Annotated in this window: 20 protein-coding genes; 16 read left to right on the top strand and 4 right to left on the bottom strand. The window is 41.9% G+C overall.

Translation table 11 applies throughout. The features are described from left to right. Positions 1 to 82: 82 nt before the first annotated feature. Together CDG76_RS33105 and CDG76_RS33100 are read right to left on the bottom strand one after the other, a co-directional pair. Positions 83 to 784, bottom strand: coding sequence for a hypothetical protein (locus tag CDG76_RS33105; RefSeq protein WP_223265494.1), 702 nt, complete (start codon positions 782 to 784; stop codon positions 83 to 85). Next, on the bottom strand, positions 759 to 2030 hold the full coding sequence (locus CDG76_RS33100; RefSeq protein ID WP_094353076.1) for an urease accessory protein UreH domain-containing protein: 1272 nt from the start codon (positions 2028 to 2030) through the stop codon (positions 759 to 761). The genes CDG76_RS33105 and CDG76_RS33100 overlap by 26 nt, the downstream gene beginning before the upstream one ends. A gap of 24 nt (positions 2031 to 2054) precedes the next feature. On the opposite strand from CDG76_RS33100, the gene CDG76_RS38825 reads away from it, so the two are divergent. The 7 genes from CDG76_RS38825 to CDG76_RS33070 all read left to right on the top strand — a co-directional run bounded on the left by CDG76_RS38825 (position 2055) and on the right by CDG76_RS33070 (position 8788). Further along, positions 2055 to 2237 (top strand): hypothetical protein, encoded by a 183-nt coding sequence (locus tag CDG76_RS38825; RefSeq protein WP_143854213.1) that lies wholly within the window; start codon positions 2055 to 2057, stop codon positions 2235 to 2237. Between the two features lie 280 nt (positions 2238 to 2517). Next, positions 2518 to 3852: an ABC transporter substrate-binding protein gene (locus CDG76_RS33095; RefSeq protein WP_094353075.1), complete on the top strand. Its 1335-nt coding sequence runs from the start codon at positions 2518 to 2520 to the stop codon at positions 3850 to 3852. A gap of 66 nt (positions 3853 to 3918) precedes the next feature. Beyond that, positions 3919 to 4830 (top strand): carbohydrate ABC transporter permease, encoded by a 912-nt coding sequence (locus tag CDG76_RS33090; RefSeq protein ID WP_094353074.1) that lies wholly within the window; start codon positions 3919 to 3921, stop codon positions 4828 to 4830. A 3-nt stretch (positions 4831 to 4833) separates the two neighbouring features. Then, positions 4834 to 5718, top strand: a complete 885-nt coding sequence (locus CDG76_RS33085; RefSeq protein ID WP_094353073.1) for a carbohydrate ABC transporter permease — start codon at positions 4834 to 4836, stop codon at positions 5716 to 5718. An 8-nt stretch (positions 5719 to 5726) separates the two neighbouring features. Beyond that, a complete protein-coding gene (locus CDG76_RS33080) occupies positions 5727 to 6818 on the top strand; it encodes an ABC transporter ATP-binding protein (RefSeq protein WP_094353072.1) in 1092 nt (363 codons plus the stop codon). A gap of 466 nt (positions 6819 to 7284) precedes the next feature. After that, positions 7285 to 7497 carry a hypothetical protein gene (locus CDG76_RS33075; protein ID WP_143854212.1) on the top strand — a complete coding sequence of 71 codons (213 nt, stop codon included), beginning with the start codon at positions 7285 to 7287 and terminating at the stop codon, positions 7495 to 7497. A gap of 268 nt (positions 7498 to 7765) precedes the next feature. Continuing rightward, on the top strand, positions 7766 to 8788 hold the full coding sequence (locus CDG76_RS33070; RefSeq protein WP_094353070.1) for a M28 family peptidase: 1023 nt from the start codon (positions 7766 to 7768) through the stop codon (positions 8786 to 8788). 35 nt (positions 8789 to 8823) lie between these two features. On the opposite strand, the gene CDG76_RS33065 is transcribed toward CDG76_RS33070, so the two are convergent. Continuing rightward, the gene (locus CDG76_RS33065; RefSeq protein ID WP_094353069.1) at positions 8824 to 9276 is read right to left on the bottom strand and encodes a hypothetical protein; all 453 of its coding nucleotides are present in this window, start codon (positions 9274 to 9276) and stop codon (positions 8824 to 8826) included. A 653-nt stretch (positions 9277 to 9929) separates the two neighbouring features. On the opposite strand from CDG76_RS33065, the gene CDG76_RS33060 reads away from it, so the two are divergent. The 8 genes from CDG76_RS33060 to namA all read left to right on the top strand — a co-directional run bounded on the left by CDG76_RS33060 (position 9930) and on the right by namA (position 18924). Next, positions 9930 to 11579, top strand: coding sequence for an alpha/beta hydrolase (locus tag CDG76_RS33060; RefSeq protein WP_094353068.1), 1650 nt, complete (start codon positions 9930 to 9932; stop codon positions 11577 to 11579). Positions 11580 to 12643: 1064 nt separating this feature from the next. Then, the gene (locus tag CDG76_RS33055; protein ID WP_094353161.1) at positions 12644 to 13330 is read left to right on the top strand and encodes a DUF6875 domain-containing protein; all 687 of its coding nucleotides are present in this window, start codon (positions 12644 to 12646) and stop codon (positions 13328 to 13330) included. Between the two features lie 323 nt (positions 13331 to 13653). Then, positions 13654 to 14118: a CYTH domain-containing protein gene (locus CDG76_RS33050; protein WP_094353067.1), complete on the top strand. Its 465-nt coding sequence runs from the start codon at positions 13654 to 13656 to the stop codon at positions 14116 to 14118. Between the two features lie 288 nt (positions 14119 to 14406). Next, positions 14407 to 14655 carry a helix-turn-helix domain-containing protein gene (locus CDG76_RS33045; RefSeq protein WP_094353066.1) on the top strand — a complete coding sequence of 83 codons (249 nt, stop codon included), beginning with the start codon at positions 14407 to 14409 and terminating at the stop codon, positions 14653 to 14655. A 274-nt stretch (positions 14656 to 14929) separates the two neighbouring features. Beyond that, a complete protein-coding gene (locus CDG76_RS33040; protein ID WP_094353065.1) occupies positions 14930 to 16111 on the top strand; it encodes a DUF5050 domain-containing protein in 1182 nt (393 codons plus the stop codon). A 527-nt stretch (positions 16112 to 16638) separates the two neighbouring features. Further along, positions 16639 to 16839, top strand: a complete 201-nt coding sequence (locus tag CDG76_RS33035; RefSeq protein ID WP_317616151.1) for a hypothetical protein — start codon at positions 16639 to 16641, stop codon at positions 16837 to 16839. A 457-nt stretch (positions 16840 to 17296) separates the two neighbouring features. Next, positions 17297 to 17503 (top strand): hypothetical protein, encoded by a 207-nt coding sequence (locus tag CDG76_RS33030; RefSeq protein ID WP_094353064.1) that lies wholly within the window; start codon positions 17297 to 17299, stop codon positions 17501 to 17503. 350 nt (positions 17504 to 17853) lie between these two features. After that, positions 17854 to 18924 carry an NADPH dehydrogenase NamA gene (gene namA, locus CDG76_RS33025; RefSeq protein WP_094353063.1) on the top strand — a complete coding sequence of 357 codons (1071 nt, stop codon included), beginning with the start codon at positions 17854 to 17856 and terminating at the stop codon, positions 18922 to 18924. Positions 18925 to 19413: 489 nt separating this feature from the next. On the opposite strand, the gene CDG76_RS33020 is transcribed toward namA, so the two are convergent. Continuing rightward, positions 19414 to 20796, bottom strand: coding sequence for a DUF2252 domain-containing protein (locus tag CDG76_RS33020; RefSeq protein WP_094353062.1), 1383 nt, complete (start codon positions 20794 to 20796; stop codon positions 19414 to 19416). Positions 20797 to 21154: 358 nt separating this feature from the next. On the opposite strand from CDG76_RS33020, the gene CDG76_RS33015 reads away from it, so the two are divergent. Continuing rightward, a complete protein-coding gene (locus tag CDG76_RS33015; RefSeq protein WP_223265493.1) occupies positions 21155 to 21589 on the top strand; it encodes a RibD family protein in 435 nt (144 codons plus the stop codon). Positions 21590 to 21685: the final 96 nt, after the last annotated feature.

Genomic DNA, 21685 nt, shown 5'->3' with positions numbered 1-21685 from the left:
GAAGAATCAAGGCACAATAAAGTATTTATTATTCCTGAGTTGCTTAGTTATATCAATAACTAATCTTTACCCTGCTTCTTCTTTATTCCCCACCCCTCCTCATACTTTGCATGACGACAACTAAGATGCCGATAAATCCGAGAATTGGCAGTGCGATCGCCCAAGTTGGTAATTGTTGAGATTGACCCTCTACTAAATCACCATTGACATTGCGCAGGTTTTGTGCATTCTGTGTAGACCCGCCTCCTGCCACAGTCACTTCAAATTTGAATTCAAAGGGTTTGAATCTTGCCCCAGAGACAGGTTTTCCATTTAGTTGCAATTCATAAAGACCTGGTTTGGGAAAGACAACTTCTGCACCTGGAATGCCTCGATAACGTTCGGCTGCTACAGGTTCTAACTGTGGTTCTAACAGCGGTGGCTCTCCGGCGGCATAAGGTTCGGCATAAACAGCCAACTGACAATTACACTGTGACAGAGGAATCACCTTTCCACCTCTGCGGGTAAGTGCAAACCAGGCTTGGCTTGCTTCTCCAGCACGGGGATTATCATTTGGTTCAATATGGAGAGTGCCGCCAACATCTGAGGCTACTTCTACCTTATGAGCAAAAGCAGGGTAAAGATTAGTTATTGATATAACTAAGCAACTCAGGAATAATAAATACTTTATTGTGCCTTGATTCTTCCAGAAAATGCCTTTGAGGGGGTAACGCCTCTGTTTTTGACTCGTTGGAATGGAGCCAGAAAATAAGGATGATTTACCGCGATTTGGTTGGGGGAACATAAAACTTTTCTACGGCTAACTTTGACCAGAAAAAGCGCGAACGCACTAGTAAGACACTGAGAGTAACAATTACCATCAGTACTGCCGCTAATTTATTTCCCCAAGTTGATTGTAAGGAACCCAGGTAATGGGAACCAATCAACACAGTATGAATGGCACTCAAGAGCAAGGCTGGCACACCCAATAGATGAATCTGTCGCCAACGCTTGCCCAAAGATTTTTGCAACGATTCCCAACTTGTAAAAGCGGCGGGGGACATTAATACCAATGCTACAGCACCCGCAGCCATCCCCCACTGAAATTCTGGTGGCAGAAACGAAAAGGCGGCAAAATTCCATTGCAATGAGTGTTCTATCATGTGGACGGTGTGAACCACAGAAAGCACAAAAGATCCCACTCCCAAGCCGCGACGGTAACGCAGTGGTGAAGCCCACAACCCACTAATCGGACGCGCAATTAACGCCAAAATTAAGCAGATTAAGGCGGCGTGTCCGGTGTAATCTACCATTGTGTCGCCAGTCCGTAGCAAGGTGATAACGCCAATGGTTAGTGTTACCCAACCGCCTAATCGAAACAACTGACTGCGCCTGTCTTTACTTACCAAAGATGAGGAAACGCCTACACCTAGCATCGTGGGCAAAGTTCCCAAGCCAAAAGCCAGCATAGTAGCTGTACTCATCCATAAATTGCCAGTTTCAGCGGCTTTAATTTGGGCAGCATAGAGGAAACCACAGGGCATTAAACCCCAAGTCATCCCCAAAAGCATTGGCGTCCACCATTTGGTTTTTAAGGAAAGTTTAACCATTCCAGTACTGAGGCGATCGTGTAAACTACCTTGCAATAGGGGATGTAACACGGGAATCCGCGGTAGTAAATCGGGTTTTACTTGTCCTAAGCCAAACCAAATCAACATCACACCAGTCAGAATTGCCATCCAGCGCCGGAAGTCGCTGCCAATACCCGCTAGCTGTCCACCTTGCAGCAATACCGAACCTAGCGCCCCAATGCCAGCACCGACTAGAGCATAGCTCAACATCCGCCCCAGGTTTAGCAGGATATGAAATTTTAATTGCTGTTGCCAAGTGTCGGGCTTTTCTAAGGTTGATGTCCGTCCCAAAGAGACTGTTTGTGGAATTTTCGGCTGATGAGACAGAGAAAATGCCACTGTTAGAGGGCCACACATCCCAAAGCAATGTCCAAAACTCCCCAGGAACCCCAGGACTGCAATCAGCAACAAATCTACCATAAAAAAAGTTCCGAGTTCTGAGTCATGAGTCCTGAGTGTAAGAATAAAGATTTTGAAGAAGTAATTAAGAAATTCTTTTCTTCTTTGCTCAGTACTCAGCACTCCTCTAGTGGGGCACTTTACGTGAAGTTGCGATCGCTGTCAAAAGACAAAGCGTCAAACTTGATGTTTTCTCTAGGAAATGTAATTTATCTAAACTTTTGCTGACAATTGGCTAAATTCTGTTATCAAGCGCTAAGTAGGTAAGCAAAATAAAATCAAACTATGTTGACAAAAATAAATGAGGCTAAAACCCTTTTATCTCCTAATTTTTGCCTTCTCCCACGGGGAGACGCTAAAAGCGATCTGCTTCCTGCCTCATTCCAACAATAAATATTTATGCCCACCTACTGATTAAGCCGTAAAAAAATAATACAAAATAATCTTTTTTAAGATATTTTATGTTTTTCTTTCCTAAGGATTACTACTAGCGATCGCTACATTGATAATGTTGTACCGAAAGCCAATAAATAATTTGCAAAAATTCATTCAAAAACAAAGTTATCTGCATATAGGGGTTTTTCTGGCAACTCTCTTGAGCATCATATTGTTCAGTTGGGTAGCATTCTCACAGCAACCAGTTACCCTGAATCTGTTAATGACTGCCCCTGATGCCGAACCTTGGAGGCAGGGTTTAATTAGAGACTTCGAGGCTGAGAACCCAGGTATTCGCATTAATCTGGTTGAAGGGCCGAATGCCACAAATTTGCTCGAAGACCTGTATACCTCATCTTTTATCTTGGGTGAATCCCCTTATGACCTGATCAATATGGATGTCATCTGGACATCCAAGTTTGCTGCTGCTGGATGGTTGCTACCTTTAGGCGATCGCATTTCTAAACAGGAGTTGGCAGTATTTTCACCCCAGGATGTAGAGGGGGGACGTTATCAAAACCAGCTGTATCGCATTCCAGTGCGTTCTGACGTGGGAATGCTCTACTACCGGGAAGATTTAATCAAGCAAGCGGGATTGAAACCGCCAGAAACCTTTGATGATTTACTCCGAATTTCCCAAGTCTTGCAGAAGAAAAACGAGGTGAGGTGGGGCTATGTTTGGCAGGGTCGCCAATATGAAGGACTTGTGGCGATGTTTGCGGAAGTTCTCGGTGGCTTTGGTGGCTTCTGGGTTAATCCCGACACCCTCGAAGTTGGACTAGATCGACCAGAAACATTACGAGCCATTGAGTTTCTGCGTAGTACCGTTAGGGAAGGCGTTTCTCCTCCTGGAGTCACAACCTATCAAGAAGAAGACACCCGCCGTTTGTTTCAAAGTGGTCAAGTAGCGTTTTTGCGTAGTTGGCCATACGCGTGGCCTTTAGCCCAAGCAGAAAATTCACCAATCCGGGGCAAAATTGCGATTAAACCGATGGTTCATGCTCCTGGTAAGACGGGAGCGGCTTGTTTAGGGGGTTGGGGTTTAGGGATTTCTAAAACCTCTAGACATCCTGAAGAAGCTTGGAAAGCAATTCAGTATTTTACCAGTCGAGAAGCACAGCGCCGATTCATTTTCAGTGCAGGTTATGTACCCAGTCGGCGGGAACTGTTTACAGATCCAGGGATTGTTGCTAAATACCCCCACTATCCGCAGTTATTGCAGGTCGTAGACAATGCAGTTTTACGTCCACCGATCGCGCAATATGCTCAGACATCAGATATTTTACAGCGTTATCTCAGCGCCGCCTTATCCGGTCGGATGAATTCGGAACGAGCAATGCAAGCTGCTGCTGCGGAAACACGGCGATTGCTGGCAGCAGGGGGAGAGCAATTAAAAATTAAAAATTAAAAATTAAACAGCTTGTGCTTTCTGCCTCCTCTTTGCCAATGCCCAATGACAAATGACAAATGACAAATGACAAATTTACATACACTTAGAAATCGAGAACAACAGACAGCCTGGATTTTACTAACACCAGCATTGCTGCTGCTGTTGTTTGTATTTGCCTACCCGATTTTACGAGCATTCTGGTTAAGCGTATTTACTAGAAATCTGGGAACAGAGCTACAACCCGTATTCTCTGGTTTGGAAAATTATGTGCGGATGGCGGGGGATGGTCGTTTCTGGCAGAGTTTGTGGGCGACAACCGTATTCACAACAGCATCAGTAATCTCAGAACTACTGCTAGGACTAGGAATTGCCCTAGTTCTCAACCAAGCGTTTTTTGGGCGGGGTATAGTGCGTACAACCGCCATTATCCCTTGGGCTTTGCCTACTTCTCTGATTGGTCTGGCGTGGTCTTGGATTTTTAACGACCAGTTTGGGGTTGTGAACGATATTCTGCGGCGGTTGGGGCTGATTGAGACTGGGATTAATTGGTTAGGAGAGCCAACGCTGGCAATGATCGCACTGGTTTTTGCTGATGTTTGGAAAACTACGCCGTTTATCAGTATCCTGTTGCTAGCTGGGTTGCAGTCGATATCACAAGACCTCTATGAAGCTTACTCGGTCGATGGAGCAACTGCTTGGCAAAGTTTCCGCAATATTACCCTGCCATTGCTGCTGCCACAGATATTAATTGCAGTGCTATTTCGGTTTGCTCAAGCTTTCGGAATTTTTGACTTGGTTGCTGTGATGACTGGGGGTGGCCCTGGTGGCGCTACGGAAGTGGTGTCATTGTACATTTACTCCACGGTGATGCGCTACTTAGATTTTGGTTATGGAGCTGCCCTAGTAGTGGTGACATTTTTAATATTAATTGCGGCGGTGGCGATCGCTAGTTTCTTGCTTAACAAATACCGTGCCAAAACATCAGGAGCGATTTAAGCCATGAGTATAACTCCACAAACAGTTGCAACGACTCCAAAACGAAAAGGGGGAACCAAGTTTTCTCTGAAAAAAATCTTGCTGTTCATCATAGTTGTATTAATAGTGCTATTTAGCCTAGCGCCAGCCTTATGGCAATTGCTGACCTCGTTTAAAGTGAATGAGGATATTGCCGCCGTTCCTACTGTCTATTTCCCCACACGATTCACTTTCAATCACTATATTGAGTTATTTACTCGTCGGCCATTTTGGCGCTACATCTTCAACAGCGCTTTTGTGTCGATTACTTCTACCGCTGTAGCTTTAGCGATCGGCGCACCTGCGGCCTACGCCCTCGCACGATTACGCCCTTGGGGTGAACGAGCTATCCTCGCCAGCATTCTAATTGTTACCTTATTTCCTGGAATTCTCTTGTTCTTAGGATTGTTAGAAATTATCCAAGCGCTGAAATTGGGCAATAATTATCTGGCGCTGATCATACCCTATACTGCGATCAATTTGCCGCTAACAATTTTAGTACTTAAAAGCTTTTTTCAACAATTACCAAAAGACTTGGAAGATTCCGCTAGGGTCGATGGCTACAACACCTTTCAACTACTGTGGCAAATCGTTTTGCCTATGACCCTTCCCGCCTTAGTGACTACCGGAATTCTCACCTTTATTTTTGCTTGGAACGAGTTTATTTTTGCTCTAACGTTTATGACGCGTGAAGAGTTGAAAACAATTCCCGTTGCTGCGGCTCAGTTGGGTGGTGCGACAATATATGAAATTCCCTATGGCCCGATCGCTGCTGCAACTGTCATCGGGACATTACCCCTGATTTTACTAGTTTTGTTTTTCCAGCGCCGGATTGTCCAAGGTCTTACCGCTGGTGCTGTCAAGGGATAAAAATCAAAATGGCTAAACTCGAACTCAAAAACTTGAATAAAACCTACAGTCCTAAAGTCGTCCCTGTCAAAGACGTTAGCTTAACTGTAGATAACCATGAGTTTCTCACTTTACTTGGCCCTTCTGGCTGTGGCAAATCCACCGTCCTACGGATGATTGCGGGTCTTGAAGAACCAACTCGCGGTCAGATCGAAATCGGGGATGTAGATGTCACCTATAAACGAGCAAGCGATCGCAATATTGCAATGGTATTCCAAAGTTATGCACTCTATCCCCACATGACGGTGTACGAAAACCTCGCTTCTGGACTCAAGCTGAAAAAAGTCCCACCGACAGAAATTAAACAGCGAGTGGCAGAAGTGGCAGAAGTTTTAGGATTAGCAGAGTTAATGAACCGCAAGCCTGGCCAAATGTCTGGAGGTCAACGGCAACGGGTTGCTGTCGGTCGTGCTTTGGTGCGTAATGCCGATGTCTACCTGCTGGATGAACCTTTAAGTAACCTGGATGCACTACTGCGGGAAAGAGTCCGAGCCGATATCAAGCAAATTTTTGCCGCCCAAAAAGTGCCAGTTGTCTACGTCACCCACGACCAAACTGAAGCGATGACACTCTCTACGAAAGTTGCATTGCTTAACGATGGCTATGTCCAGCAACTTGACGCGCCTGACCGCATCTATAACCATCCAGCTAATCTATTTGTGGCTGGATTTGTTGGTAGTCCGCAAATGAATTTGCTGACTTTACCTTGTAAGGGACAATATGCGCTGCTGGGTAACTTTCAGGTTCATCTCCCAGATATACCAACTGTACCACCGCAGATTGTTCTGGGAATCCGACCAGAAAATGTCCGCATTGCTCAACCGGGTGATACCCAAACTATTCAAGGGCGAGTGTTTTTAGTGGAAAATTTGGGTATGCACTATTTGGTCAGTGTCAGGGTTGAGGGTTCACAAACCGGAGCGATTACGGTACGTGCTTTGTTGCCAACAGACCAAAATTGGAGTAACGAGGATATTACACTAGCATTGCCTCCTGAAGATATTCACTGGTTTGATGTGCAATCTGGCCATGCTCTTGTTAAGAGACAAATGTTAGGTTAACGCAAGCAAGAGACGCGATGAATCGCCGTCTCTACAATAATCACTGTCCGTTCGCTTATTTCGATCTGACTTTTTAAATTACTGACGACAGAATTGGTATTTCAGCCTTTCCAAAATAGCGTCGGCGCAGCACGTCGTAGATATCACCACTTAGTAGTTCATTAGAACTATAAATTTCAAATAAAAAGGGAGATGAAAAATTCTCTACGAAAGTTGAAACTATTATCAGATATAGGTTTTATTAAATTCGAGTGAATGTAAAACTGAGGTTTACCATTTTGAATGCCAACTCTTAAGCCATAATCAACTGTCTTACCAAAATGAAGTTGAAAGGGGAGGTGACGGGCAGAACACAAACAAAAAGGTAGGAAAGGTGGGAAAAGTAGGATAATTAATTACTATCAAGAAAGAATAAAATCCTGATGCTAATATACTTATGGTAAATGTCATACCTCAAGACAAACTCATGGCTAATATTAAAATTACAGATTTACAAACTCCAACATTAATAGAAGAACTGGACGATGAGAGTTTAGTTGCAGTGGTGGGAGGGTTAAATACTACAGCGTTAAATCCTACAACAGAGCTAGGAAAACCTCTATTAGGAGTGCTAGAAAGTTTATTAAAAAAAGCAGAAACAGCATTAGAAGCAGAAATCTATAAACTTGCTGAAGGATAAAATATTTAGTTCTTCAGTATCTGTTCTGCCAAATTATTAATTAAAGCTGATGGCGATGCAATTAAAGAAAAAATCAAGGAAGCCTTAGCTTTATTAGCTTAAAAATAACCTATTACCAGGTTTAGCAAACCCGTTACCAAGTTTAGCATTACTTAGTAACGGGTTTATTTTCATAAAGAGCGATCGTAGGGAACTCATGAATTGATCCTCTTGTCCTTCCCAAGGTTGATTTGCGCTACCCTAAGTCAGGAAGCCAAGGATAAATCAGATGAGAAAATGGATTTGGCTGATGCTGTTAGTGCTAATGACAGTTGCCGTGTTGGGTAGCAGAGGTAGCACGTTTTTTGAACAGCGTCCCTCACCGACAATTGTTAAGCGGATTCCAGTAAAAACACCTGAACTACAGCCATTAAGGGAAGTTGACATTACCCCCCAAGTGTCTACTGACAAGCTGTTAAACCATATCCAAAAGTTGAATTTTCAGCGCTACACCACAAAAGAGCGATCGCTAACTCGCACTTATATTACAACGGAACTGAAAAAATTCGGCTGGAAACCTAAATTAGAAAAGTTCTCTGACGGTGTGAATATTTTTGCCGAACGTCCAGGAACGAATAAAGCCGCGAAAGCAATTCTTGTAGCAGCGCATTACGATACTGTTGCCTCTTCCCCTGGTGCTGATGATAATGCCAGTGGTGTAGCCGTAGTGCTGGAAGTAGCCCGATTGCTCGGTTCTCGTCCTACGCCACGAGCGTTACAGCTAGCTTTTTTTGACCAAGAGGAAGCAGGACTTTTGGGTAGTCAGGCTTTTGTGAGCAAGACAGCACGCTTGCGAAATTTAGGCGGAGCGATCGTTATGGATATGGTAGGTTACGCTTGTTACACTCCTGGCTGTCAGAAATACCCTGCTGGATTGCCTGTTACGCCACCTAGCGACAAGGGCGACTTTTTAGCAGTAGTCGGTGATACAGAACATTTGTCTTTGCTGAATGCCTTTCAAAGCTCACAAAATATCCCCTCAACCGCCCTGAATAAACAGGAATCAATGCCAGCAGTTCTAACACTACCAATTCCTTTTAAAGGTTTACTGACACCAGATACCCTACGCAGCGACCATGCGCCGTTTTGGTATCAGGGTGTGGGTGCTGTGCTGGTGACAGATACCGCAAATTTACGTACTCCGCACTATCATAAATCTAGCGATGTGCCAGCAACTATCGAGCGATCGTTCTTCACAGGAGCAGCACAAATTGTAGTTAATGCGACTAGTGCCTTGTTAGAGAAAGACTAGGTTTTGGAAACTCAACCACCAAGCTAACTGATGAATTATGAATTATCTTGACTAGCTTTTGGTTCCGGGAAAGTCAACGTCCAATTATTTTTATCATTAACCTGAGAATATAAACCTTGGAGAATAAGCCGTAGAGTTTTTCGAGTCCTAATAGCCTTCTTGACCAGATAAGTTCCTGGTTCAGCAAAGATATCATCAAAGTTTTGTTTATGACCAAATTGTTTTGAACAGTAACTACCAGCACCTTGGACTGTTAACACAAAAAATGGAGCTTGTTTGTATTCATCAGGAATCATAAAAATTCCATATACATGATGACGACCACGCCACGGCTGAACACTAACCTTAGTAGCATGTACTTGGAATTTTGTAGTTTTTGATGCGATAAAAGCCTCGAAATTACAATCAGAATCATTCACAGGCCACCACAGTGTAATAATACTCAAAGAGAGCAGAAAAATTAAAATATATGGGAGTCTGCGACGCATAAAGCCAAGAAAAATTGTTGATGCGGCTGGTAGAATTTGATGAGTAACGATCGTGCAGCTACAGCAATCAGACTATTCATCTGCAACACCTCTGCAAAACGTTTTAAAGAGCAAAGACAAAACATTAAGCAGTCAGTTAAATTTTCCTGTCAAATAAAATTGCAGATTGTAGATGCGGTCGCTTTCCCTGTTCTAGTAGCTCCGTTACAGTATTAAACCTAGCTGAGAAACAATCGAGCTTTTGTGGCTGTTAACACTGATTTATGCTCAAATTTTTAGCTGTGATGAATTCTACAATTCGTTACTTTTGTTATGCTTGTAATATGCCTCTATTTGCAGCGGCAAGATGCTTTGAGGAGATTAGAGCATAGGTGTAGCCCGCACTTCTCTACGTTCGCGCAGCGTGTCGCAGACAGGCGCTGCGCGTAACTTGCTTCCACGTTCGTGGAGCGTGCCGTAGGCAAGTGGTACGACAAAGCTACTTCTCTGCGAGAGGCTGCGCCAACGACTGCACTCAGCACAAGTCAGTAACCGTCGTAGACATTGCCATCAAGTTAAGAAAAAATTTACTTTTATTTCTAGACAATTATTGGGGTAGTCAAATACACAAATATCCGTTATATTCCCGTAAGTAACAGTTGGTATAAAAGTTTATGGGAAAAAGTTGGAGAAGTCTTAAGATAGTTGCGGGTTTATTTAGCGCCATCGCACTTACACAGTTCGGGGCAAATACTTCGGCCATTGCAGCTGACACAGTTGTTGTGCGTTTGGGTTTATTTACAGAATCCATCTCTGTTACTGAGTTGCAAAAAGCTGTAAAAACAGGAAAACTGCCTGGGAGTTTACAGTCTTTGTCTGAAGAACAACGCCGCTTCTTCTTGGGGGCGCTGGGCATGAATATACCTATGAATGTTGTCACACTTGATAGGTTAATTAATACTCAGATTGGTACAACTATTCTCAATGACTTTGCTACAGCTTTAGCCCGAAAGGACAAAGCTGGGGTACAAGCACTGAGAGCAGGATTGGTGTTAGGTTCTACTGCACCGCAAGGCCTTTCTATACTGAGTTTTATTGCTGCTTATCCCAGTAAACGCTTAGAAATTGATTTGCCAAAGGCTTTCGTTGTTGCAGGAAATTTAAATACAGCTTTTTGGCGTACCCAGCAATTCATGCTAGCGATCGCTCCCCAACTCGATCCTATAACAGCACATCCGAGAACACCGCAGATTTCTTTCCCTTTTGATCCTAGCCAACCAGGAAGCGCCCAAGTAAAAATACTCAACTTAAGTCTGAACGATCAAAAGCGCGATCGCAAAATCCCAGTTGATATTTACTGGTCAACTGCTGCAACTCCCGACAAACCCGTAATTGTATTTTCTCACGGCTTCGGGTCAGTCCGCACGGACTTGCGTTACCTAGCAGAACATTTAGCATCCCACGGTTATGTCGTAGCAGCTTTAGAACATCCCGGTAGTAATCAGGCAAATGCTAACTTAGCATTACAAGGCAAAATCAGAGTCATGAAGCCTCAAGAGTTTTTGTATCGTCCTCAAGATATTAGTTTTGTCCTCGACGAATTAGCAAAGCTCAACCAAACGGCTAATCATCCCTTGCAAGGGAAACTTGCAACCACGAACGCGATGGTTGTTGGCTATTCTTTTGGTGGTGGTACAGCTTTAGCACTTGCTGGGGCAGAGTTACAACTAGAACATCTCAAACAACGCTGTAAAAAGAACTTGACTATCTTGAGTTTGGGAGAAAATATGCAGTGCATCGCTCAAGAACTACCAGAAAATAGCTATCAACTACGAGATCCCAGAATCAAACAAGCGATCGCTCTCAATCCCACAACTTCTCTGATTTTTGGCGAAACTGGGTTAACTAAGATACAAGTTCCTACCATAGTGTTAGCAGGTTCCGCCGATAAAACCACCCCAGCTTTAACTGAACAAATTGTCGGATTTGAAAAAATCCCATCCCCAAAATGGCTAGTTGGTATAATTGGGGGTACTCATCTCAGTGTAAAAGACCCCAGCACCACATTAGATCAGAGCGGACAACCAAATACACCGATTAGTGGCGGTGAAGTTGTCGGTGAAAAAGCAGCAGATATTCGCAAGTACGTTAAAGCTCTAACCTTGGCCTTTGCTTTCCAGATGACTCCAGAAGCTAAAAACTATGCTATCTTCCTGACACCAGACTATGCTCAGTTTGCTTCAACTGCCGCATTTCCATTTCGTCTAATTACGCAGATTCCTCCTGAAGCTATGGCAGTGGTGAAAGAATTTGTTGAGAAATAAGAGACTTCCAATTAAACAAATATAGGACTTACGTATCATACATATTGACTATACTAATTTTGGGCTTTGGAGCCATGTCTAATATCATGTCCGCATAATTAGTGTATGCTAACCACAGTCATTACACCCCACCCCCAACCCCTCCCCGCCTGCGGGGAGGGGAGACAAAGCGTAGCTTTGGCGGGGTGGGGTTCTTCGGGTTTAATAAGCAATCAAGCGGACATGATATAACACCCAGAACAGTAAATATGCCACAAAATTGGGGTTGCAATCAGCACCGGAAATATAAATTTGACTCAATGCATATTATGGTTAATTGGTATAGTACTGTAAGTCCTAAAATATTTAATTTTGTGAGTAGCTTACTTAAGAATAGAGATATTAACGGTAGAAGTCGCCGCTTATTCTGCCTCCCCTTTTGATTTTTATTTTTAGACCAAATAAATATGCTGTGATTAATATACAGCTTATACAATTGGCCTTATACCAATTCTGTGTAAAATTTTTATTTACTACAAGTCTATTACCTTGATAGTAGCCCTAAAGTTGCTGTTAAATCTACACCAAATTTTCACAGTAAAAATAACTATTTACACATAAAATTTATAATGTATTCATAAAAATAACAGAAGCTTAAGAGTGTAAAAAACGAGGAGTAGATGCCCAATAATGATGATACATACGTATCATCTAGAAATCGTAAATTCTTTTTGAAAAACTCTGTCAATTAATTGTAGAGTGTATTAGCAAAGTGTAGTACGTCCTACACGTATTTCAAAATTCAAATATTAGTTCTGAAGCTAACATATTACAAACTAATTTCAAAACAAATGAAAAGAAGTTATTTGATGCGAAATCTATTTGTGTATGTATTGACGTAAATTACTTTAAGTTCACAAAACCAAATGGGAGATCCTTGTTATCTTCTGCAAGCCACAGATTACCCAAAAATCAACAACAAAGGGCTTGTTTTATTTACTTAAATAATGAGTTTTACAATACACATGCAGGTAAAACTAATTTGGGATTCAGAATTAAACAATTATTCCATTTCACTCAAGCCTATGCAACTCTATACAACTCGTGAAATTGAACAACTCCAGCAACACGAAGACCTTTCTGCCTTAATTGAAATTATGGAATGGGTGAAAAATTTTTTAGGAAGGTCTCATCCTAACTTAGGTAGACCCGGCGCAGTTTGCCCTTTTGTACCTTACTCCCTCAAATCAAATAGTATTCGTCTAGCAGTTATTCACACAAAAGATTTGTATCCAGAACAATTAGAAGAGATTGTTGGACGCTATCGAGATATATTTCTGCAAATAGATGTTAAAGAGCAGGAATTAGCAATTAATAAAGCTTTTTTACTTATTTTTCCTGATATCCATATAGAAGACGCTTCTAAAGTAGTAGATAGTGTCCAACAAAAACTTAAACCTTTGTTTGTTGAGTCAGGACTGATGATAGGAGAATTTCATAAACGTAATGACTGTCCTGGTCTGCACAACCCAAATTTTCGTCCACTTCGTAGCCCCATCCCCTTGTTAGCTATCCGGTTTATGGTTGAAGCTGACCTCCCTTTTCTTCAGAATCCGGCCGATCCCCACTTACGTATTCGGTATCTGGAAGCTTATTTAAAGAATTTTGAGCATAAATTTACAGATGAAACAAAGTTTAAAAATGCTCATCAAGCATTGGCTTTAGCAAAAGAACAAATTAAACAAGAAAATTTGGTGAGTTCTTATATATAACAAATGTTTGAATTCAGTGCTAGTGATTGAACATAGGTATGGAGGATTAACAGTCTTTTCAATTCACTGCACCTTGAAATAAATGGGATACAAATGACGAATTTACTGCTAGTTGCAATCGCTTGGTGCAGATAGCATCAAATCGTCATTAGGATGTAAATTATCGTACTACAGTAGAAGCGATCGCTAATTATCAATTAATCAATATCAATACTTCAACAACTTCACTGTGATTTGTAATAATTGCACACACATTTTTGTGAAGAGATTTAGGATTGCTATATTATTTGTGATATAAAAAAGCAAATAATTTGGTAAATAACATGGCGAAAGAAATAGAGCGTAAATATTTAGTGAGAGGAGATAGCTGGAGAGGATTAGCTGAAGGTAGTGTATATCGTCAAGGATACATTGCTACAGAAGACAAAGCAACTGTACGTATACGTATAGTAGGTGAAAAAAGTTATTTGACCATTAAAGGCCCCAATATTAAATATTCGAGATTAGAGTTTGAATATCCTATTCCTGTTAAAGATGCTCAAGAAATACTTGAGACATTATGTCAACGTCCCTTTATAGAAAAAACCAGATATAAAATAGAGTCTGGTGGTTTGATTTGGGAAATAGATGAGTTTGATGGTGTTAATAAAGGACTGATATTAGCAGAAGTTGAACTCACTGATGAAAATCAGCAAATTGAATTACCAAAATGGATTGGACAAGAAGTTTCTGATGACTCCAGATACTTCAACAGCAATTTAGTAAAATACCCTTTTTCACAATGGTAATAGCCTGATTCTGACTCCTGACTCCTGACTTTTGACTTCTGACTTCTTCTTCAACAGATATTGATTTTAACTGCTTCTTGACAACAGGATGCTTATTTCGTTGCGTAATTGATTCCTTGGGAGTCTCATTAGGAAATACCGTATCTACGGACGTGTAATTACTTGGTTAGCAAATCAAGAAAGTATAAAAATTCTAGTATATTTTCGCCTATCAATTCAGCATTAGTCCCAATAGGATGTAGCGAAATACATATCACTCGCCAGATTAACAGGTGCGTTCTTAGCTAAATGACCATTAAGAAACCTTTGCTAATCAAGCAACCGGAAGTTGGAAAGCTCATCCGTGAATTTCGTAGCATAACTAGTCTTACCCAAGAACAGTTTGCAGCATCTTTAGGTATAACTTATTCGACGGTAAACCGTTGGGAGAAAGGATATGCCAAGCCTTCATCTCTAGCTATGCAAAAGATTGAGGGGATGTTAAAGCAGATGGGTGAGCTGGGGCAGAAAGTCTCGGTGAAGTATTTGTCGAATTAGAAAGCAGGCTCAGAGGCAAATTAATTGAAGTTACTTTCCCCCAATTAACAGGTTATCGCTACGACATAACCACAAACAACTCAATTCTAATTTTACCGATGTTTGCAGATATGCATATTTTGCGGATTACTCAACCTTTGAGTTTGAGTTTACCGTAGCCGATATTTTTTGCACTTTTGAAGACGAGTTTAGCTTAAAAACGCGCAAAAACTCCCAAAATCTTTTTCTTAATTAAGCGCCAATATTTTTCAGTCCACTTTATCGGAACTGTACAATGTTTGATTACTCTACCCCCGCTTTAGCTACATATCTTAATATTTCTTCGCCAAGAGCAGCTTGCACTAACGGCAGCAAAGTTGCGGTCATCAATACTGAAGGTGTATGGGAAGTAGAAAGTAATGGGACGAAAAAACTAATCCCAAACTCTAATTACGATGCTCGTGATATTGTAGCAATTGACGGCAAAACTTATGTCTTAGCCGTTCCAACAGGACTAGTAAAAATAAAAACTGACGGAACTAGGCAAAAAATAGTTAGCAATACAGCTAATTCAAAGACACGGGTAAAATTTTTGCAAAATTGGATTATTTACCAGTCTGCAAATACTTTATCAATTTATGACAAAAACCTCAACTTTAAAGCCAAACAGAGTTATGGCGTAACTGAGGTAATGGATTTTGAGTATAAAAACGGCTATCTCTACACTAGTGGCTACCAGCAACAAAAGAGGTTAGGTATTCCCGTCCAGATAGCTTTTCTTTACCGGATGGTTTTCGACGGAGCAAAAATATTTGCTTTGGCAAATTTAGGAGGAAATAACCAAGGCAAGCTTTGGGGCTACAGTTCTGCCGCTCTTGCTCACGACATGGCAGACACAAGACTTAACCGATTACATATTTTTGAAGACAAGCTTTATGTCCTTGGTTCAGTTTATGGGGGTAACTCAATCTACAGGTGGAATGGCAAAGACTTATTAACAAAGACTTTGATCACCACAGACACCTATACCAATGCTGCACAAACCCGTGACGAAACAAAGGTTTATATAGGAACTGTTAATCTGACTAATTTTACTGTCGAGCGTGGACAGCTAAGTATTCCAAGAAGGCCTACAACTGCGGGGATGGGAGACGGCGCTAGCAATTTCCCTAAAACTATTTACTCAGATGGCAGTAAAATTTTTGTGGGTTCCTCTGCTGCTTATGCGATCGCCAATAGGGATAATCAAACCTTCATGGGTAAACCCATCTCGGCTTACCGTGGAGATGCATCTCTTTTAGTTGTTTCCAAAAACCTAATGACTCGCCACGCTTGGGTAACACCGGGAAATGGTGAAGTATTGCTATTTACTGATAAGTTTGCAGTAATCAAAACAGATAATAAAATAAATGACTTGGCTACAAACGTAGGAACTGCCAAAACATTACCAACAAATACTTATTTCGTTAAGTTTTAATTGAGCAACTAGATTGTAGAGAATCTCGTTGATCAATTCTTTTTTGCAGAAAACTGTCAGTCAATAGAGTTCAGATAAACCCAAAACCCGGATGTAGAGACGCGATTTATCGCGTCTGAAAAGACCAATTATCTACACCAATAACCCTTAAACCTTATCCGATGCAGAATATATTATTTTAACCATTGAGGACAAGTATAGTTCTTGTCCTTTACTTTTTTGAGAAAGTTTTCGCCACAGGCTGCATTTTATTCAAGAGTAATATCAATAGGACTTACGCACAGGTAACGGAAAACGAACCACAAAGGGCGCAAAGGTCACGGAGGAATGAGAGTTTGAGAGGGTTTTTGCGTAAGTCCTAATCAATAAATTTTAATAGCCTCTTGTTTTTTAGCACAATCTATGTAAATCTCATAATTATATAATACTGTAAATCGATATACTTACCGTATTTTGCTAGAAAATTAGGTGGGTTAGCCAAGAAACTCAAAAATTAGTGCCAAGTAAACTTTTTAGGAGATGTAATCGTGAGTACATATCAATCTGAGTCAGGTAATAGTTCGACTTCGCCACTGAATTTAGAGACTGATGTTCTAGTCATAAGCAGTGGCCCATCAGCAACTTGGGCAACTTGGAATGCTGCTGCTCAAGGAGTAAGAAGGATACTCGTAGATAAAGGCTACTGCGGTACCACTGGAGCAACAGCACCTTCTGGTAATGGTTGCTAGATGATGAAGGGCGTCCTAATCGTCGCGCTATAAGAAGCTCATGATTATATGCGCTTGATACGTAATTTCCCCAGCTTGGGAGAGAGATTGAGGGTGAGGACATTTGATTTATGCAAGAAATCTATTCTGTAAGCTACTAGTCAGGCAATTTTGCTGATTTCTGACCCTGCATTTGCATTTAATTTTGAGTAGACAAATTGGTAACGATCGCGCTCATCCAATCGCCTTTTTCAACGGATTATTGCCCTCACAGGAGGCGATACTATCGACAATATCCGTAATGAAAAGTTACTTAACAATGCACAAGTTAGAGATTTTATTAACAAGCAGTATTAAGGGCGAATAGTACCTGTATTTTAAAGATAGCGAAAGAATGAAGAATGACAATTTTGTTACTTCGTCTTTCCTAAATGAGGAGTTACTAAACTTAAAGCTGAACATTCATGGAGGTCAAATCATGTTTTCTGGAAAAATTGAAAAAGAATTATTTGGTGAAGAGATTTGGTCAATTTGGCAAACGACTAAATTACCAGATCATCTACAGTTATTAGTGGATCAAGAACTAGGAAAACGCGATATCTGGGAATTGCAGTCTCAAAAGCCTGACGATCAGCCTATTTATCCAAATCTCTATGATGACTCTAGTCATTCAACAAATATTTAACAAAAGAGGTAGTTCTTGCGTAAGGCAGGATAGCGAGTCCGCATACTTTTACAGAGAAGCAAGCTACGCGCAGTGTCTCGTAGAGAGCGTCGGCTGGAGGAATACTGCCCTACGCAAGAACTACTGCTACACCTACGGCGGTAAATTCGGCTCTGAGAGTAAGGGTTTAAGTCTCCCACCAAATTCAAAATTTGGTGGGAAATTATCAAGTGGTGGATCTAAATTCCCCACTGATTGCGTTCTGAATTTTGACTTCTCTATTTAATTAATGCAAAATAATGCGAAATCGAATTCATGCTGCAAATCCCTCCCCAATTTATTTTACGTAGTAAGAGAAGGAATCAAGATTAATGGCACATCTATTTGAACCATTCAAGATTCGTGAAGTTGTTTTTCGCAACCGCATCGCCGTTTCACCGATGTGTCAATATTCCAGTACAAATGGATATGCTAATGATTGGCACGTTATTCATCTAGCTTCTCGCGCAGTTGGCGGTGCAGGTATAGTGTTCACAGAAGCGGCAGCTGTGGAGCCGCGTGGACGCATTAGCCCGCAAGATTTGGGAATTTGGTCAGATTCACATATTGAAACTTTAGCCAAGACTGTGGCATTAATTCATAACTTTGGAGCTGTTGCAGGTATTCAACTAGCTCATGCAGGTAGAAAAGCCAGCACTGCCAAACCGAGTAAAGGAGGGAAAGCATTAGATGAATCTCAGGAAGGTTGGCGTCCCTTAGTTTCAAGTAGTGCGATCGCTTTTAGCCAAGATAGCCCAGTTCCAGAAGCCCTCAGTCTTGAGGGAATTCAAGAAATTATTGATGCTTTTGCCCAAGCTGCCAAACGTTCTTTACAAGCTGGTTTCAAGGTAGTGGAAATCCATGCTGCCCACGGTTATCTACTGCACCAATTTCTCTCACCCCTTTCTAACCACCGTCAAGATGATTATGGTGGCAGCTTTGAAAACCGGACTCGTCTGCTCAGAGAAATAGTTCAAGCAGTCCGAGAGGTTTGGCCTCACACACATCCGCTCTGGGTACGCATCTCCGCCACCGATTGGGTAGATAATGATGGCTGGGACATTGAGCAAAGTATCGCTTTAAGTGACAAACTCAAGTCTTTAGGAGTTGATCTCATCGACAATTCATCAGGCGGTATCATACCGGGCGTTCATATCCCAATTAAACCTGGTTATCAGACTCAGTTTGCCGAACGCATCCGCCGCGAAGCTAATATTCATACAGGAGCCGTGGGTTTAATTACATCCCCTGAACAAGCTGACGAGATTATTCGTACAGAAGTCGCTGATATAGTCCTGTTAGGACGCGAACTACTCCGCAATCCTTACTGGCCACATCTGGCGGCCAAACAACTTGGACACGATAAACTCTGGCCTGTTCAATACGATCGCGCTTGGCTGTAAGCTTTCCTTGTTCCTATGCTCTGTATATTGGTGACAACTTAAAGCGACGCCAAAATGTCAAGCAGGGTGTGGAGATAAGTCCAAAGTGCTTCCGTGTAGGGATTTGGGTTGATATTTAACAAGGCCCAAATCCCGAATTAAAAAAAGCATAAGTACGAAAAAAACCGAAACCTAGACTAGGTTAAGATGTACATATCAGGTGAATTCATTAGAGGATGTTTGAAAAGTTTTGGGCGATTGGAAATCGCGACTACACAAGCAAAGTCCGCACTTCTCTACGAGACGCTGCGCGAACGACAGGCTCAGTGACCACCTGCGCGGACTAACACAAAATCAAACTCTTTAACCCACGTAGGTGGGTTTTGTCTGTGTAGCCGTGACTTCTAGTCGCCAAGGCTAGTAATAATTTAGACTTTTCAAACACCCTCTTAGAGCAATTATTTGATGTTGCTGTAGATTAAAACAATCTCTGAATACTGAATCAATATTCTAGTAGAGTTTCACCCCTTGTTTATAAGCATCTACAAAACTTGTGTAATCATATTCGACTTGAGTTGCATAGTCCACTGCAAAGTTAAAAATTTCGTCTTTGAATACAACTTTATTACCACTTACAATATCAGTCACTTCTTTATCAACACTGACAGGAATAATCGCAGCATCATAGTCTCGATCGGAGATTGCATGATTTTTTGCAACCACCTTCCCTGCGTACCCCATCGCATCCATGAATTTTGACTTACTGGTTAACAACTTATAGTCAAAGTCCACTTGGTAGGGTGATTTTTCACGCACCATAAAGGGGATGCTACTGACAGTAGTATAGCCAACCAAGGGATCGAGATTGGATAACATCGCTTTCATAGTGATTGTCACCCTTGCCCCGTCTTGGTTCCCGTAGACTGAACTCGGCAGCAAACCTGGATCTGCGATCGCAACTGCGCTACTGCCTTCCTGCTTCATCTCTAAAATGCGATCGTCGTCGGTTGCTGAACTTGGCCCCTCAATCAGCAAGTAATATCGATACTTCCCAAGACTACCAACACCTGAACCTAATTTAAGCCGAATGTCTTTGAGAGTATAGTAACTGTCGTTGTAGCGCTTACTGATAGGAATTGAGGCGATATAGCTGCTCATAGCCCCAGCAATGTCAGAATAGGTGCTGCTGGATACAGGCTGGAGTTCTGAGGCTGTCTTGAAGAGGCGATTGTTACTGTTATTTAGCACTGTATACTTTTTTAAAAACTTAGAACGGCTATTCTGTGATGCCTTTTGAATTAAATCTTTGACCACACCGTTCGTATTGCTGGATTCTAAACGGTATGACAGTTCATCATTGCTTCCCTTAAAGTCATTCATCTTATTGAAGTAAGCATCCAAGAAATTTCGCACAACATCCTTAGTATCAGTTGAGTTAAGACCATTGTTTTTAGCTACCAACAGAATGGAGACTGCCATCCGTCGCAAGTCCCAAACGTAAGGGCCAAGATAGCCTTCATCAAAGTCGGTGGTGTCAAAAACGTTGTTGTCTTTGCTATCTCTTATCGCTCCAAGATTTTCCAGATGCATATCTCCTTCTAACCAGACGGCTGAGGTTGAAGAGTTTACAAATCGTGAACTTGGTAAGGTCTGCATATCACGATAAAAAATGTGAGCCGTCCCCCGATAAAAGGTGAAAAAGCTATCTTTAGCTGTCATCTTTTGCATTTTCGTTGCCAGTTCTTGAGGCAATTGAGAAGCAAAGGGATGATTATATTGGTAAATTTCATTCACCACCCAAGTTGAACGGGGAGTTGCAGCTTGAACTGGAGATGCAAATCCCAAAATTAAAATTAAGACAAATACGACGATTGCAGATATGTGTTTAGGCATGATACTTTCTTAGGCGTAAAAAACTCTTGTGTAGAGAGAATCATTCAACGAAGAGGCAGGGGGCAGGGGGCAGGGAGCGGGGGGGGAATGACACCTGACTCCTGCCTAGTTTGCGGAGCGGAACATGTTCTTACGTCCCCCACTTCTTACAAGTGGTTCTCGAATTGATTGGGTCGAATCCCAATTCTTTTCTATCCCCCTTGCTCCCTGCTCCCCTGCCTCTTTTTCAACAACAGTTTTTTACCACCTTAAGCCATATTTAGCAAAGTGATTTAAAGCACAATGCAACAACTATTTACTTGAAAGTATTGAGGGGCTTCAAAAAGGTAAAATTATAAAGAATCGTTACAACATAATCATGTCAGCTATCCAAACAACTTTGGTTCTTGCGATGACGGCCGATGGAAAAATTAGTGCCGTAGATCCGAAAGCGCCCCGTGAACCTAATGTAGTCGATTATGCACACGTGGAGTATCAAGTCTCCCTTGCCGATCTAGTCCTGGTAGGAGCAGGGACAATTCGGGCTGAGGGGGGAACCTTTGCAATTCGCGATCGCGAACTGTTGGCAGCGCGTGAGGTTCGGGGTCAGTCTCCTCAGCCGATTACTTGCGTTGTTTCAGGTTCCCTTAACTTATCGCCGGACTTGCCTTTTTTGAGTCAGGACATTGAGCGATGGATATTTACCACACGGACTGCTTTAGAGCGCAGTTCTGATACAACAACTTTGCAAAAACTGGCCGAATTAATTGATTTGGGAGATACGTGCGATTCGTTGCCTAGTGAATCACGGTAATCAGTCCGTACATAACTAAGCCAGCCTGACAGCAGATTACTGTCATCAAAAGGCTGAACTCTCGGTCAGATGCAAGTGTAAGCCTTGCCATTCAGA

Origin of the sequence: Nostoc sp. 'Peltigera membranacea cyanobiont' 210A (assembly GCF_002246015.1) — a bacterium.
Classification (GTDB): Bacteria; Cyanobacteriota; Cyanobacteriia; order Cyanobacteriales; family Nostocaceae; genus Nostoc.
The sequence above is the reverse complement of the archived record's forward strand: the minus strand, read 5'-3'. Positions and strand labels throughout refer to the sequence as shown.